The 15973-nt window shown below is 68.7% G+C and carries 13 protein-coding genes; 4 read left to right on the forward strand and 9 right to left on the reverse strand.

The window, feature by feature from the left end; genetic code table 11:
- Positions 1-742: 742 nt before the first annotated feature.
- From tyrS to argC, 9 genes are all read right to left on the reverse strand, one after another.
- The gene (tyrS, locus tag ABD093_RS06825) at positions 743-2011 is read right to left on the reverse strand and encodes a tyrosine--tRNA ligase (protein ID WP_193117992.1); all 1269 of its coding nucleotides are present in this window, start codon (positions 2009-2011) and stop codon (positions 743-745) included.
- 318 nt (positions 2012-2329) lie between these two features.
- On the reverse strand, positions 2330-3868 hold the full coding sequence (gene argH, locus ABD093_RS06830) for an argininosuccinate lyase (RefSeq protein WP_343923331.1): 1539 nt from the start codon (positions 3866-3868) through the stop codon (positions 2330-2332).
- Positions 3865-5100 (reverse strand): argininosuccinate synthase, encoded by a 1236-nt coding sequence (locus ABD093_RS06835; protein ID WP_343923333.1) that lies wholly within the window; start codon positions 5098-5100, stop codon positions 3865-3867. The genes argH and ABD093_RS06835 overlap by 4 nt, the downstream gene beginning before the upstream one ends.
- A 93-nt stretch (positions 5101-5193) precedes the next feature.
- Complete coding sequence (locus tag ABD093_RS06840) at positions 5194-5793, reverse strand: arginine repressor (RefSeq protein ID WP_343923335.1); 600 nt, start codon at positions 5791-5793, stop codon at positions 5194-5196.
- Positions 5790-6773, reverse strand: coding sequence for an ornithine carbamoyltransferase (gene argF / locus ABD093_RS06845; RefSeq protein ID WP_343923337.1), 984 nt, complete (start codon positions 6771-6773; stop codon positions 5790-5792). Before argF ends, ABD093_RS06840 begins: the two co-directional genes overlap by 4 nt.
- A 1-nt stretch (position 6774) precedes the next feature.
- The gene (locus tag ABD093_RS06850; protein WP_343923339.1) at positions 6775-8049 is read right to left on the reverse strand and encodes an acetylornithine transaminase; all 1275 of its coding nucleotides are present in this window, start codon (positions 8047-8049) and stop codon (positions 6775-6777) included.
- Positions 8042-9043: an acetylglutamate kinase gene (argB, locus tag ABD093_RS06855; RefSeq protein ID WP_226850379.1), complete on the reverse strand. Its 1002-nt coding sequence runs from the start codon at positions 9041-9043 to the stop codon at positions 8042-8044. Before argB ends, ABD093_RS06850 begins: the two co-directional genes overlap by 8 nt.
- Positions 9040-10209: a bifunctional glutamate N-acetyltransferase/amino-acid acetyltransferase ArgJ gene (gene argJ, locus ABD093_RS06860; RefSeq protein ID WP_193117988.1), complete on the reverse strand. Its 1170-nt coding sequence runs from the start codon at positions 10207-10209 to the stop codon at positions 9040-9042. Before argJ ends, argB begins: the two co-directional genes overlap by 4 nt.
- 104 nt (positions 10210-10313) lie before the next feature.
- The gene (gene argC, locus ABD093_RS06865; RefSeq protein ID WP_193117987.1) at positions 10314-11441 is read right to left on the reverse strand and encodes an N-acetyl-gamma-glutamyl-phosphate reductase; all 1128 of its coding nucleotides are present in this window, start codon (positions 11439-11441) and stop codon (positions 10314-10316) included.
- A 424-nt stretch (positions 11442-11865) separates the two neighbouring features.
- Here argC and ABD093_RS06870 point away from each other — a divergent pair, with 424 nt between their 5' ends.
- From ABD093_RS06870 to ABD093_RS06885, 4 genes are read left to right on the forward strand one after another with little or no spacing between them, the layout of a single operon-like run.
- Entirely contained in the window at positions 11866-12828 is a 963-nt protein-coding gene (locus ABD093_RS06870; protein WP_343923345.1) for an ABC transporter permease, read from the forward strand.
- A 3-nt stretch (positions 12829-12831) separates the two neighbouring features.
- Complete coding sequence (locus ABD093_RS06875) at positions 12832-13767, forward strand: ABC transporter permease (protein ID WP_193117985.1); 936 nt, start codon at positions 12832-12834, stop codon at positions 13765-13767.
- Positions 13764-14879 carry an ABC transporter ATP-binding protein gene (locus tag ABD093_RS06880; protein ID WP_343923348.1) on the forward strand — a complete coding sequence of 372 codons (1116 nt, stop codon included), beginning with the start codon at positions 13764-13766 and terminating at the stop codon, positions 14877-14879. Before ABD093_RS06875 ends, ABD093_RS06880 begins: the two co-directional genes overlap by 4 nt.
- On the forward strand, positions 14876-15961 hold the full coding sequence (locus ABD093_RS06885; protein ID WP_193117983.1) for an ABC transporter ATP-binding protein: 1086 nt from the start codon (positions 14876-14878) through the stop codon (positions 15959-15961). Before ABD093_RS06880 ends, ABD093_RS06885 begins: the two co-directional genes overlap by 4 nt.
- The last annotated feature ends 12 nt before the right edge of the window (positions 15962-15973 follow it).

Below are 15973 nucleotides of genomic sequence, written 5' to 3' on the forward strand. Positions count from 1 at the left end.
ACTGCTATATCATCCGTTAAAATTTGCCATCAAAATAATGGCATCAACAAATAAACACGCTATTGAGATATCAAACAACACGCACACATCGTCATCCCACCGCGGTAGCGGCGTGAGTCAGAGGCTCGGATGCGCCGGTCGGTAGTAACCGTCCTGCGACTTCGTACTTCGTCGGTCCGGCGCGAGTCACCACTCTAGCAGTTCTTCGCGACCCTGTCCAACTCCGCAGTCCGTGTCCTGCGTCTCGTGCAGATCGCCAGGCGATCGTTCCGGTGACGTGGTCACGGCCGGTCATGCGGTCTCCCGCACTCTCGGGTCCTCAGCTCTTCCGCATCCACTCCGTGCCGCTGCTCCCGGGGGAACCTCTCGGCCTTTCGTGTCTGCGTCCTCGCTGCTGACAAGAAAGAACATTACGCACTGCGAGGAGGTCTGGCAAACCGGCGAATTCAGGTCCCGTTCACCTCGAGTTGGGACCATACCTGCAGGTCAGAGGTGCTTTTCCGGGTTTCGGAAAGCGCTCATCGGGGCAACTGTGACCCACGTCTGAGAGTGGGGTCACGAGGAGTTGCTGCACCAGACGATGCCATGGCAGTGCCTCGGCACGGCCCGCTCCAGGCACGGCCGCTGCCTGCTCGACCTGCCCCGGGGGCGAACCTCGCCTGCCCTGGGGGGCACCTCGGAACGCCGAACGCCCCGACCCCTCCGGACAGGAGGGATCGGGGCGTTCGGGTGGGAAAAGGTGTCAGCCGGCCAGGCGCACCATCGCGGCGTTCTTCCGTCCGCGGCGCAGCAGCAGATGACGACCGGGCAGCAGCTGGACATCTCCGATCTCCTGGGCGAGGGCATCGGCAGAGACCTTCTCGCCGTTCACGGACAATCCGCCTTCGTCGGCCCCGCGCCGTGCTGCTCCCTTGGACGGGACGATGCCGGTCTCGACGAAGGCATCGATCAACGGAGTCGTCGCAGCGAGCTCGGCACTCGGGAGCTCCCGGGCGATCGAGACGACGGTGGCCTCGTCCAGCTCGCGCACATCCCCGCGTCCGAAGAGCACTGCCGCCGCGGCCGTGGCCTGGTCCGTCGCCTGCTGACCGTGGACCATGGTGGTGAGCTCGTCGGCCAGTGCACGCTGCGCGGCCCGCTTGTGCGAGGCCTCCTGCGTGGCCTGCTCGAGCTCGGCGATCTCTTCCCGGGTACGGAAGGTGAAGTACTTCAGGTAGTTCACGACATCCGCGTCGGCCGCGTTGAGCCAGAACTGGTGGAAGGCGTACGGACTGGTGAGCTCGGGGTCGAGCCAGATCGCGCCGCCCTCGCTCTTCCCGAACTTGGTGCCGTCCGCCTTGGTGACCAGCGGCGTGGTCAACGCATGGGCGTCGTGGCCCTCGACCTTGTGGATCAGCTCGACGCCCGAGAGCAGGTTGCCCCACTGATCGTTGCCGCCGAACTGGAGGCTGACCCCGTGCCTCCGGTGCAGCTCGAGGAAGTCGATGCCCTGGAGCACCTGGTAGCTGAACTCTGTGTAGCTGATCCCCTCATCGCTCTGCAGGCGGCGCTGAACGGTCTCCTTGCCGAGCATCGTGCCCATCCGGAAGTGCTTGCCCATGTCCCTCAGGAAGTCGAGCGCGCTCATCTGCCCGATCCAGTCGAGGTTGTTCACCATGGTCACGGCGAACTCCCCGTCCAGATCGAGGAAGCGGGAGATCTGGCCGCGCAGGCTGTCCACCCAGGTCCCCACGAGCTCGGCGTCGTTGAGCACGCGCTCCCCGGACATCCGAGGATCCCCGATCAGGCCGGTCGCCCCACCCACGAGGGCGTAGGGGTGGTGACCCGCCAGCTGCAGTCGACGCATCGTGAGCACCTGGGTCAGGTGCCCCACGTGGAGCGAGGCAGCGGTCGGGTCGAAGCCGCAATACAGGCTGATCGGTCCGTCCGCCAGAGCGCTGCCGAGCGCGTTGCGCCCGGTGGTCTGTACGACGAGTCCTCGCCAGGCGAGCTCGTCCAGGACGGAATGCATCGATCGGTTCCTCTCGGTGGGGCACGGGATGTGCCGCGTGATGTGGCGGTGCAGCGCAGTGAGGCCGACGAGGACCGTCGGCCCGTGCTCCGGACCATCGACGCCCTGAGGGCGCCAGCCTCCAGTATCCCAGATGCGCGCCCGGAGCGACCGGTCCGGCCAGGAGAGCAGCGTGGAGGACCGGCCGCAGGCAGGTCTCATGGTGCTGGGGACGCTCGCAGAACGACGCAGCGGGCGGGGGGCNGTCCCGAAGTCCCGGAATCACGGAGCCTCGGAGCCTCGGAGCCTCGGAGCCTCGGAGCCTCGGAGCCTCGAGGCTCAGCGTCCCCGGGTGAACTCCCGCAGGGAGGTGAGCGCGTCGGCGACGGCCTGCTCCTGCTCGGCGACGCGCACCGGGGCGGTCCCGCCCTTGGCGTCGCGGGATCCGATGGAGCCCTCCACGGAGAGGACCTCGCGCACAGAGGAGTCCAGGTGCTCGGAGATCTCGGCGAACTCGTCGTCCGTGAGGTCCCACAGCTCCTTGTCCTGCTCCTCGGCCATCTTCACGCAGGCGCCCGAGATCTCATGGGCGCTGCGGAAGGGCACCCCGCCACGCACCAGGTGATCGGCGATGTCGGTGGCCAGGGAGAAGCCCTGCGGCGCCAGCTCCGCCATCCGCTCGGTGTGGAAGGTGAGCGTGGCCATCATCCCGGTGAACGCCGGGAGCACCAGGCCCAGGGAGTCGACCTGGTCGAAGACCGGCTCCTTGTCCTCCTGGAGATCACGGTTGTACGCCAGGGGCAGCGCCTTGAGCGTGGTCAGCAGACCGACCAGGTCGCCGACGATGCGTCCCGCCTTGCCGCGTGCGAGCTCGGCGATGTCCGGGTTCTTCTTCTGCGGCATGATCGAGGAGCCGGTGGAGAAGGAATCGTCCAGCGTGATGAACGAGAACTCCTTGGTGTTCCACAGGATGACCTCCTCCGCCAGGCGCGAGAGATCGATGCCGATCATCGCGAGCACGAAGGAGAACTCCGCGGTCAGGTCGCGCGAGGCGGTCCCGTCGATCGAGTTCCACACCGAGTCGGAGAACCCGAGCTCGGCGGCGACGGCCTGGGGATCCAGGCCGAGGCTCGAGCCGGCGAGCGCGCCGGAGCCGTACGGCGAGCTGTCCGCGCGACGATCCAGATCCCGCAGGCGCTCCACATCGCGCAGCAGCGGCCAGGCGTGGGCCAGCAGATGATGGCTCAGCAGCAGCGGCTGGGCGTGCTGGAGATGCGTGCGTCCGGGCATCGGCACACCATGCACCTCAAGGGCGCGTGCGAGCAGCACGTCGACCAGGTCCAGCACCTGGTCGCCGACGACACGCGCCTGGTCCCGGATGAACAGCCGGATCAGGGTGGCGATCTGGTCGTTGCGGGAGCGGCCGGCGCGCAGCTTGCCACCCACCTCTCCCCCGGCCCGCTCGATGAGGCCGCGCTCGAGGGCCGTGTGCACATCCTCGTCATCCGGTGCCGCGACGAACTCCCCGGAGGCCACGTCGGCGGCGAGCTGATCCAGCGCGCCCTGCATCGTGGCGAGCTCGTCATCGCTCAGCAGGCCCGCGGTGTGCAGGACGTTCGCGTGGGCCTTGGACCCCCGCAGGTCGTACTGCGCCAGGCGCCAGTCGAAATGCGTGGACACCGACAGCGCGGCGAGCGCCGCCGCCGGGCCGGAGCCGAAGCGGCCGCCCCACAGGGAGGCACGCTCCTGCGCGGCCGACGGATCCCCGGCAGCCGAGAGGTTCGCGGCAGCGGACGGGTTCCCGGCAGGGGCGACGTGCCCCGAGGAGGGCGTCCCCGCCGAGCTGATCCCGTCCGAGCTCATGCCATCCGAGCTCATGCGTCGGCCTCGTCGGTGGTGAGGTCCTCCCCGTTGCCGAAGGCGACGTCGCGGGCCGCGGCCTGCTTGGCGGCCAGGCCGTAGATGTCGATGAAGCCGCGGGCGCTGCCCTGGTCGAAGGTGTCGCCCTCGTCGTAGGTGGCGAGGTTGAAGTCGTACAGGCCGGTCTCGCTGCGGCGACCGGTCACGGTGGCGCGGCCGCCGTGCAGGGTCATGCGGATGTCGCCGTTCACGTAGCGCTGGGTCTCGTCGATGAAGGCGTCCAGGGACTTCTTCAGCGGGGAGAACCACTGGCCGTCGTAGACCATCTCGGTCCAGCGATCGCCCACGGTGCGCTTGAAGCGGGCCTGCTCGCGCTCGAGGGTCACCCGCTCCAGCTCCTGGTGCGCGGTGATCAGGGCCATCGCGCCGGGAGCCTCGTAGACCTCTCGCGACTTGATGCCCACGAGGCGGTCCTCGACGATGTCGATGCGGCCGATGCCCTGGGCGCCGGCACGACGGTTCAGCTCCTGGATGGCCTCCAACGGGGTGACCTTCCGGCCGTCGATCGCGACGGGGATGCCGCGCTCGAAGGAGATGACGACCTCGTCGGCGACCGGCGGGAAGGCCGGGTCGTCGGTGTAGCTGAAGATGTCCTTGGTGGGCTCGTTCCAGATGTCCTCGAGGAAGCCGGTCTCGATGGCGCGGCCCCACACGTTCTGATCGATCGAGAACGGGTTGTGCTTCGTGGTCTCGATCGGCAGGCCCTTGCGCTCCGCGTACTGGATCGCCTTGTCGCGGGTCAGCGCGAGGTCGCGCACCGGGGCGATGCACTTGAGCTCGGGGGCGAGCGACGTGATCGAGACCTCGAAGCGCACCTGGTCGTTGCCCTTGCCGGTGCAGCCGTGGGCGACGGTGGTCGCGCCGAACTTCTTGGCGGCCTTCACGAGGTGCTTGGTGATCACCGGGCGGGAGATCGCCGAGACGTTCGGGTAGGCGTCCATGTACAGCGAGTTGGCCTTGAGGGCCTGCATGCAGTACTCCTCCGCGAACTCGTCGCGGGCGTCGGCCACGTAGGCCTCGACGGCGCCGCAGTCCAGGGCGCGCTGGCGGATGACCTCGAGATCCTCGCCGCCCTGGCCCACGTCCACCGCACAGGCGATGACGTCGGCGCCGGTGGCGTCGTGGATCCAGCCGATGGCCACGGAGGTGTCGAGGCCACCGGAGTAGGCGAGGACGATGCGTTCGGTCACGGGAATGCTCCTAATCGAGTTCTGCTAAGCACGTTCTATGTCTTGGGGTCTTGCTGGTCTTGCGGTGCTGCGGGTCTATCGGGTCTATCGGGTCTATCGGGTCTTCGGGATCGTGTGCTGCGGATCGGCGCGGTGCCGGCGCTCGGGGGCGGGTTCCGGCGGATCGGAGGCGTCCCGTCGGCCTTCGGCCAGATCGAGCAGGCGGGCGGCGAGCCGATCCCCGCCGTCGGGATCCCGGGCGATCAGCAGCACGGTGTCGTCACCGGCGATCGTACCCAGGACGTCGGGCATGACCGACCTGTCCAGGGCCGAGGCGAGATACTGCGCACCCCCGGGCGGGGTCCGCACGACGACGAGGTTGCCGCTCGCCTCGGCGGAGACCAGCAGGCCCTCCGCGAGGCGGGGCAGGCGGGCCTCGAGCAGCTCGTTCTCGGCCGGGGGTCCTGCCGGCCGATTCGTGCCGCCCTCCGGGGGGAGCCGGTAGACGAGGCTCCCGGCCGAGCCGCGGACCTTCTCCGCCTGCAGCTCGACGAGATCGCGCGAGAGCGTCGCCTGGGTGACCTCGGTCCCTTCGGCGGTCAGCAGCTGCGCGAGCTGGGACTGCGAGGAGACCTCCTGGTGCGTCAGCAGCTGCACGATCCGCTGCTGGCGCGAGGTCTTGGTCTGGGCCAGGGCCCGCCGCTGCTCGCTCATCGTCGCTCGCCCCGGGGCAGAGCGTGCTCCGCGGTCTCGTCGTCGGGGTGGGTGAGGAGCCAGGTGAGCAGGGCCTTCTGCGCATGCAGGCGGTTCTCCGCCTCATCCCACACCACCGAGGCGGGGCCGTCGATCACCGAGGCGGCGACCTCCTTGCCGCGGTAGGCGGGCAGGCAGTGCAGGAAGATGCCGCCGGAGAGCTCCATGAGCTCCTCGGTCACCTGGTACGGGGCGAAGGTCTCCTCGCCACGGCCGCCCTCGCCCTCCTGGCCCATCGACACCCAGGTGTCGGTGAGGACGGCGGTCGCGCCCGCCACGGCGTCGCGCGGGTCCGCGGTGACGGTGACCGCTCCCCCTGTGGTCGCGGCGATCTCCCTGGCGCGCGCCAGGATCTCGGGATCGGGCTGGTGAGTGGCGGGCGCGCCGATCCGTACATCCATGCCGGCGGTCACCCCGCCCAGCAGGTAGGAATGGGACATGTTGTTCGCGCCATCGCCGAGGTAGGCCAGCGAGCGCCCGGCCAGGGCCGCGTCGCCGTCGGCGAGACCGCCGGTGTGCTGGGCGATGGTCTGCAGGTCGGCGAGGATCTGGCAGGGATGGAACTCATCGGTCAGCGCGTTGACGACGGGGACTGTCGAGACCGACGCCATCTCCTCGATCCGCTCCTGGCCGAAGGTGCGCCACACGATGGCGGAGACCATGCGGGTGAGCACCTGGGTGGTGTCCGCGATGGACTCGCCCCGGCCCAGCTGGCTGTTTCCCGCCTCGATGACCAGCGGGCTGCCGCCGAGCTCGGCGACGCCGGTCGCGAACGAGATGCGGGTCCGGGTCGAGGACTTGTCGAACAGGATCGCGACCGTGCGGGGGCCCTCGAGCGGGCGCTGGGCGAAGCGGTCGCCGGCGAGCTCGAGCGCGAGGGCCAGGACCTCCTTCTGCTCGGCGGAGTTGAGGTCGTCGTCGCGCAGGAAGTGGCGGGGCATGTCAGTTCTCTCCTTCGGGGGCCGCGGTCTTGAGCAGTCCGGGCAGGGCGGCGACGAACTCGTCGAGGTCCGCCTGCGTGATGATGAGCGGTGGCGCGAGGCGCAGCGTGGTCGGGTTCGGCGCATTCACGATGAATCCGGCCTGCAGGGCCGCCGCGGCGAGCTGCGGGGCGATCGGGGCCGTGAGCCCGATCCCGAGCAGGAGCCCGGCTCCGCGCACCTCGGAGATCAGCGGGTCGCCGAGGGCGAGCACGTCGGCCGTGAAGCGGGCGCCGACGGTGCGCACGTGCGCGAGCACGTCGTCCTCGAGGAGGGTTCCGAGCACGGCGAGCGCCACGGCGCAGGCGAGCGGGTTGCCACCGAAGGTGGTGCCGTGCTGGCCCGGCTGGAGGAGGTCGTGGACCTCCGGGCCGTAGGTGATCACGGCTCCGATCGGGAACCCGCCGCCGAGGCCCTTGGCCAGCGTCATGACGTCGGGCTGGAGACCCTCGACCGCCTGATGCGCGAACCAGTGGCCGCTGCGGCCGATCCCGGTCTGGACCTCGTCGAGGACCAGAAGGGTGCCGTGCTCGCGGGTGAGGCGACGCAGAGCCAGCAGGTAGTCGCGGCTGAGCGGCTGCACCCCGGCCTCGCCCTGGACGGGCTCGGCGAAGACAGCGGCGACGTCCCCCGGCGCGAGCGCGTCGGCGAGGGCCTGCTCATCGCCCGCCGGGAGGAACTCGACCCCGCCCGGGAGCGGCTCGAAGGGAGCTCGGTAGGCCTCCTTCGAGGTGAGCGCGAGGGCACCCATGGTGCGGCCGTGGAAGGAGTTCGACAGCGCCAGGACGCGGGGGCGGCCGGTGCGGCGGGCGATCTTGAACGCCGCCTCGTTCGCCTCGGAGCCGGAGTTCGCGAAGAACACGGCGGACCCCTCCGGGGCCTCGGCGAGCGCGAGCAGCTTCTCGGCGAGCTCGATCTGCGGGGCGCTCGCGAAGAAGTTCGAGACGTGGCCGAGAGTGCCGGCCTGCTTGGTCAGCGCTGCGAGGATCGACGGGTGAGCATGACCCAGGGTGTTCACGGCGATCCCGGCCAGCAGGTCGAGGTACTCCGTCCCGTCGGTGTCCCAGACGCGCACACCCTCGCCGCGGGCGAGCACCTTCTGCGGGGTGCCGAACACGGGCAGCAGGGCGTCGCGATAGCGCTCCTCGAAGGTCTCCCCGGCGGCACCGTCCGCTGTCGTCGTGTCGGTTGTCGTCGTGCCGCTTGTCGTCGTGCCCGTCATCTCGTCCTCAGACATAGTCGTCCCTCCTCACCATCGTGCCCACACCCTTGGTCGTGAAGACCTCCAGCAGCACCGCGTGCTCGATCCGGCCGTCGATCATGGCGGCGGTGCGCACCCCGGCGTCGACCGCGCCCAGCAGCGCCTCCGCCTTCGGGATCATCCCGGCGGTGAGGGAGGGCAGCATCTCGCGCAGCTCGGTCGCGGAGATCTCGGGGATCAGCGAGCTGCGGTCGGGCCAGTCGCGGTACAGCCCCTCGACGTCGGTGAGCATCACGAGCTTCTCGGCGTCCAGACCCTCGGCGAGGGCCGCGGCCGCGAGGTCGGCGTTGATGTTCAGCACCTCCCCGGTGGGGTTACCGTCGGCGTCGACCTCGGGGGCGATCGAGGAGATCACCGGGATCCGGCCGCTGGCCAGGAGGTCGCTGATGCCGTCGATGTTGACGCCGTTGACGGCGCCCACGTGCCCGAGGTCCACGTCCTCGCCGTCCACGACGGTGCCGCGACGGGTGGCGGTGAACAGCCGTGCGTCCTCACCGGACATCCCGACCGCGAACGGCCCGTGATGGTTGATGAGGCCCACGAGCTGCCGGCCCACCTGGCCCACCAGGACCATGCGCACCACGTCCATCGTGTCGGTGTCGGTGACGCGCAGCCCGCCCTGGAAGGTGGAGTCGATGCCGACGCGCTCGAGCATCGTGTTGATCTGGGGGCCGCCGCCGTGGACGACGACGACGTGGATGCCGGCCAGCCGCATGAAGACCATGTCCGCCGCGAAACCGCGACGCAGCTCGTCATCGACCATGGCGTTGCCGCCGTACTTGACCACGACGATCTTCCCGCGGAAGCGCTGCATCCAGGGCATCGCCTCGATGAGCACCTCGGACTTCTCGCGCGCCTCGGTGCGGGCGGCGTCGAGCTGCGCGAGCGGGTTCTTGCCGACCAGCTGGCCCTCGGCGGTGTCGGCCTCGGGCCCTGCGGCGGGCTGGGGAGTGTTCTGCGGAGAGGTCATGAGGAGTAGGCGCTGTTCTCTTCGACGTAGTCGTGGGTGAGGTCGTTGGTCCAGATGTCACCGGTGGCCTCCCCGGCGCCGAGATCGACCTCGATGAGGGTCTCGCGCGGGGTCATGTCCACCTCGGAGCGGTCGCGGTGGGCCCCGCCGCCACGGCACACCTCGATCCCGTTGACGGTGACGCTGAGATCGGCGACGTCGAAGGGTGCGACCGCCTCGGGCACGCAGCCGGCCGCGGAGACGATCCGGCCCCAGTTGGGGTCGTTGCCGAAGATCGCGGCCTTGACCAGGTTGGAGCGGGCGATCTCGCGGGCCACCGCGAGGGCGGACTGCTCGGAGGTCGCCGAGCGGACCACGACGTGGACGTCATGGCTCGCGCCCTCGGCGTCCGCCACCAGCTGCCGGGCGAGGTCCGCGCTGACGGCCCGGATCGCCTCGGTGAGCTCGTCGGCCGCGACCATCACGCCGCTGGCCCCGGAGGCGAGCAGGATGACGGTGTCGTTGGTGGACATGCAGGCGTCGGAATCCACCCGGTCGAAGGTGGTCGAGGTGGCCGCCTTCAGGGCCTCCTGCGCGATGGTGGCGTCGACGTCCGCATCGGTGGTGAGCACCACGAGCATCGTCGCGAGCTGCGGGGCGAGCATGCCCGCCCCCTTCGCCATGCCGCCGACGATCGCTCCGGACGCAGTCGTGACCTCTGCGGTCTTCGGCACCGAGTCGGTGGTCATGATCGCGCGGGAGGCGGCCGCATCCGAGTCCGCCCCGGCGGCGAGCTGCTCGCTGGCGGCGGCGACGCCGGCCAGCAGTGGCTCCATCGGCAGCCGCTCCCCGATCAGTCCGGTCGAGCAGACCAGCACGTCCTGGGCGGAGACGTCGAGCAGGCTCGCGAGGTGCTCCGCGGTGCGATGGGTGTCGGCGAAGCCCTCGGGCCCGGTGCAGGCGTTCGCGCCGCCGGAGTTCAGCACGACCGCGCGGGCGCGGCCGTCGGCCACGGCCTCGCGGGACCAGAGGACAGGGGCGGCCTGGACCCGGTTCGAGGTGAACACGGCGGCGGCGACGTCACGCGGGCCGTCGTTGACGACGAGGGCGAGATCGGCGGCGCCGGTGGACTTGATGCCGGCGGCGAGTCCGGCTGCGCGGAAGCCGCGAGGGCGGGTGATCGTCATGAGGAACTCCTCGGGGAGGGTCGAGAACGGGAGGGGCCGACGGGACCGGGCCGACGGCGGGGGGCACGGTCGGGCCGGACGCGTGCGGTGCGGACGGCCGGCCCTCAGGGGGCGAGTGCGGTGCGGGTGAGGCCGGTGGCCTCGGGCAGGCCGAGCGCGAGGTTGAGCGACTGGATCGCCGCACCCGCGGTGCCCTTGACCAGGTTGTCGATCGCGGCGATCACGGTGGCCTGGCCGCTGCGATGGTCCACGGCGGCACCCAGACGGATCGTGTTGGCCCCGGTGACCTCGCCGGTCGTGGGGAAGACGCCCTCGGGCAGCACGGTCACGAAATGCTCGTGCGCATAGTCGGCGGTCAGGGCGGCGAGGAGGTCCGCCGTGGTGGCGGATCCCGTGACCGGGGCGTTGAGCACCGCGAGGATGCCGCGGCTCATCGGCACCAGCACCGGAGTGAAGGTGAGTCGCAGGCCGTCCTTCCCGGAGGAGCGACGGAGGTTCTGCAGCACCTCGGGCACGTGGCGGTGACTGCCTCCGACGGCGTACGGTGCGGCGCTGCCGGAGGCTTCTGCGAACATCAGGTGCTGCTTGGCCGAGCGGCCGGCCCCGGAGTAGCCCACGGGCAGAACGGCGCTGAGCTGGGTGTGGTCGATCAGGCCGGCGCGCACGAGCGGTGCCAGCGCGAGGGATACGGCCGTCGCGTTGCAGCCGGGCACGGCGATCTCTCGGGCGCCGACGATCTGATCGCGCTGCCGGGTGCCGTCGGCCAGCGGCAGCTCGGGCATGCCGTAGGTCCAGGTGCCGGAGTGCTCGGACCGGTAGTACTCGGCCCAGTCCTCGGCGCTCTCGAGCCGATGATCGGCGCCGAGATCCAGCACCAGCACGTCCGGATCCTTCTCGCGCAGTGCGGCCGCGATCTGCCCGGACTGGCCGTGAGGCAGTGCGAGGACGACGACGTCGTGACCGCTGAGCGACTCGACGGAGGTCTCCGTTAGGACCGGGTCATGACCGAGGTCGATGTGCGGCGCGACCTCGCTCAGCCGCTTGCCCGCACTTGAATGCGCGGCGACCGTCGCGATCTCGACCCCGGGATGCACGGACAGCAGTCGCAGCGTCTCTCCCCCGGCGTACCCGGAAGCGCCGACGACGGCGACGCGCGGCAGGCGCGCCGACGCGTCGCGAGGCGCAGCAGAGACAGGGGAAGCAGAGGCGGGGGTGCCCGATGCGGAAGTCATACCGGAAGTATATACAGCAGAGTGCATGAACAGCCAATCGAGTTCACACGCTCGATCCGACCCTCTCGACCCCTGGGCGAGACGACCAGCGGAGCGCCCCCACCTGCACCGGCATGCCCTGCGCGCAGTCTCTGCCGGTCACGAAAACGACACGATGCCCATCTGTTGACCGATTCACTGCTGGAGCGGTTAAGCTCAGGTTCAGCGCTTAAGCGACACGGGTCACACAGGCATGGTGACCCCTTCCCGTCGATGTGCCACCGTCGGTGCACCACCAGGAGAAGAAGTGACAAGCAGTACGACACAGGAGTCGACCTCGGGAGAGACTCCCGGGCACGACAGCTCGACACACGCACCTCGGCCCTCCGGCCCGCGGCTGCCACCGAACCTGGTGTACCTGGCCAAACGGGCAGGTACCTACTTGGTGGTGTTCCTCGTGTCCCTCGTGCTCAACTTCGCGCTGCCTCGGTTGATGCCCAACGATCCGGCGCAGTCGATGATCCGCGACATCTACGAGAAGACGGGCCAGCGTCCGTCGGAATACCAGATGTCGATCATCCACAACATGTACGGGGACCCGGACACTCCTGTCTGGGAGCAGTTCTGGAACTACCTGGTCCAGCTGGCGCATCTCGATCTCGGGCGCTCGATCATGTATTACCCGATGAAGGTCACCGACCTCATCCTCCAGGCCCTGCCCTGGACGGTCTACCTGGGGCTGGTCTCCACCCTGCTCGGGTGGCTGATCGGCACCTACCTCGGTGCCCGTCTCGGCTGGAAGCCGGGTCGCCTGCTGGACTCGATCATCACGCCCTTCGCGATGTTCTTCTCCTCCATCCCTCCGTTCTGGCTCGGGCTCCTGGCGGTCTGGTACCTCTCCTACAGCAAGGGACTCTTCCCTGCCCAGGGCGCGGTCAACCAGCGCATGCAACCGGCATCGCTGACGAATTCGGACTGGGTGCTGAGCGTTCTGTACCACTCCGTGCTGCCCCTCATCGCCTTGACTGTCGTGGGGTTCACGAGCTGGCTCTTCAGCATGAGGAACATGATGATCACGACCGTCAACGAGGACTACGTGCATCTTGCCCGCGCCAAGGGACTCTCCCCCGAACGGGTGCGGAACTCCTATGCGGCCCGGAACGCCCTGCTCCCCAACATCACCGGCCTGGCGATGTCGATGGGCGGCATCCTCATGGCGGTGGTGCTCGCCGAGGCGGTCTTCATCTATCCCGGTCTCGGCGGTCTGATCGGAGCATCGACCGCTGTGCGCGACTACCCGCTGATGCAGGCTCTTCTGCTGATCGTCATCGTGCTGAGCCTGATCTTCAACTTCATCGCGGACAGCGTCTACGTGCTGCTGGATCCCCGGACCAGAGAGGGGAGCTGAGCGATGATCCGTCGTTTCCTGTCCAATCCGAAGGTCATCATCGGCCTCTCCATCATCGGCTTCTTCACGCTCGTAGCCGTCCTCGGAAAGCCGTTCTCGACCCATGTGCTGGGTCGGACACCGCAGTCGATCTTCCCGGAGGCGATGGGGGTCGGTCCGTCCTGGTCCCATCCGCTCGGGACGACCGTCTCGGGTCAGGACGTCCTGACCTGGATGATGCACGGAACTTACAACTCGATGTTCGTCGGGTTCGCGTCCGCCATCATCGCGTCCTTCATCGCCATCGCGATGGGAACGGCCGCCGGGTTCCTCGGCGGAATCACGGATCGTCTGCTCAACGGACTGATCCTGATCTTCCAGAACCTCCCCTCGTTCCCCGTCCTGATCATCGCGGCGACCTTCTGGCGCGAGATGCCTCTGATCGTCGTCTCCCTCCTGATCGGACTCTTCGAGTGGACCGGCGGCGCGAGACGCATCCGGGCCCAGGCGCTCAGCCTGCGCGGGCGCGACTTCACCACGGCCCTGCGAACGGTCGGCGAGTCCAAGCTCCGCATCGTCTTCGTCGAGGTGATGCCCCACATGTTCGGGATCATCTCTCCGATCTTCCTCACCCTCATCGCGGCAGGCGTCGGGATGCAGGCCTCCATGGCGATGCTCGGGATCGGCAGCGCCGCCGAGCCCAGCTGGGGGCTGATCATCAACTATGCCTTCGGCATGAACGCGCTCTTCCGCGGCATGTGGTGGTGGTTCGTGCCGCCGGGGCTGTGCCTCGCACTCCTCGGATTCGCGACCACGATGGTGAATTTCGGGCTGGATGAGATCACCAATCCGACCCTCAGCTCGAAGCGGCTGTCCCTCATGCGCAAGTTCCTCAAGCGCAACCGCCGCCGTTCCACACCGAGCACGCCCGACAAGGTCCCCGCGGGAGCTACCTCATGAGCATCACTGCCAGCACACTCAGCGGACCCGAGGTCCTCGGGGCATCCCAGGTCCCGGTCGAGACCACGGCGCAGATCGCCCGGCGGCTCGAGGAGTCGCCTCTGCTCCTCGAAGCCAAGGGACTGGACGTCACCTACGTGACCGAGAGCGGGGAGGTGCCGGCCTGCCGGGACATCGACATCCAGCTGCGCCGCGGGGAGATCCTCGGTATCGCCGGAGAATCCGCCTCGGGGAAGTCGACTCTGCTGAATGCCCTGTCACGCCTCCAGCGAGCCCCAGCCGTCACCAGCGCCGGCACCGTCACCTTCCATCCCGACGTCGGCAGCCCCGTCGACCTGACCGCGCTGTCCGAGGACGAGCTGCGCAGCTACAGGTGGACGTCGCTCTCCATCGTCATGCAGTCCGCGATGGCGTCCCTCAACCCGGTCATGAGGCTCGAGACCCAGTTCATCGACGTGATCCTGGAGCACGATCGATCGGCGACGAAGGCCTCTGCAACGGCGCGAGCCGGAGAGCTGCTCGAGATGGTCGGGATCCCGTCGGCCCGATTGCAGTCGTACTCCTACCAGCTCTCCGGCGGGATGCAGCAGCGTGCGCTGATCGCGCTCTCCCTCGCCTCGGACCCCGAGATCGTGTTCATGGACGAGCCGACCACTGCGGTGGATGTCGTCATGCAGCGTCAGATCCTCACGCAGATCCTCCAGCTGCAGGCCACTCTGGGTTTCGCCATCGTGTTCGTCACCCATGACCTCTCTCTGCTGCTCGAGATCTCCGACCGCATCGCGATCATGTACGGGGGTCGCATCGTGGAGATCGGGATGCCCGAACAGCTCTACGAGGACGCCCAGCACCCGTACACACGCGGGCTGCGGGCATCGTTCCCACCCCTGTCCGAGCCCGTCCGGCGCATGTCCGGAATTCCCGGGACTCCGCCTGACCTGCTCAACCTGCCCCAGGGATGCTCATTCGTCTCTCGCTGCCCGCTCGCACTCGACATCTGCCGCACCGAGCGGCCTGAGCTGGAACCCACCGAGACCGGCGTCGCGGCCTGTCATCGGTCAGGAAGCAGCAACCGCGACTCCGCCGCGGACCCTAAGGAGCCGATCTCATGAGCACGAACCACGACCTCGACCAGAACCAGGGGCCCGATCAGGGATCAGACTCCCGCGCCCCGGTTTTCGAGACCCGGGACCTCTCGGTGCACTTCCGCGTCGACAGCCCCGAGGGGAAGGTGACGGTACGCGCACTCGACGGCATCGACTTCACGCTGCATCCCGGGGAGATCGCCGCCCTCGTCGGCGAATCCGGATCAGGCAAGACCACCCTCGCACGCGTGTTCTCCCTGATCTATCCGCCGACGGGCGGCGAAGTCCTGGTGGGCGGGGTCCCGCTGGCCCGCGCCGCGAAGGATGAGCGTCGTTACTACCGCGATACGCAACTGATCTTCCAGGACCCCTTCGCCTCCCTGAACGCGCTGAAGAAGATCCGGCACATCGTCGAGCGCCCTCTGCGCATCCACCGCATCGTCAAGAGCCGCCGCGCCGTCGCCGACAAGGTCATCGAGCTCCTCGAACGGGTCAACCTCACGCCCGCCTCGCGATATATCGACCAGTACCCCACGGATCTCTCAGGAGGGCAGCGACAACGAGTGGCGATCGCCAAGTCGCTGGCCGTGAACCCGAAGGTGCTGCTGGCCGACGAACCGACCTCGATGCTCGACGCCTCCATCCGACTAGAGGTGCTGAACCTCCTGGCTGATCTGAGGGACTCCGAGGGACTCGCGGTCCTCTACATCACCCATGACATCGCCAGCGCGCGGTACCTGTCGGATCGGATCAACGTCATGTACGGCGGTCGGATCATCGAATCCGGGCCCACCGAGAAGATCGTCAGCGACCCGGTTCATCCCTATACACGGCTGCTCCTCGACGCGGCGCCCGACCCGGCGCACTTCAAGGGCTCCGGACATTCCGCCGCGTTGGATACCTCCACCGCGGCCCCCGTCGACAACTCGGTCGAGGTCCTCGGCTGCCGATTCGCGAACCGGTGCCCGCTCGCACGTCCCGAGTGCACCAGCGCCCCCATCCCGCGCTACACCAGCCCTGACGGACGAGACGTCCTGTGCGTCCTGGCCGATCAGCGATCCGACTTCACCCCCACCACCCCCACCCCCGCCGTCACCTCGGCACGTTGAGAAAGAGCGATC

This window comes from Brachybacterium tyrofermentans (assembly GCF_039526165.1).
GTDB lineage: Bacteria > Actinomycetota > Actinomycetes > Actinomycetales > Dermabacteraceae > Brachybacterium > Brachybacterium tyrofermentans.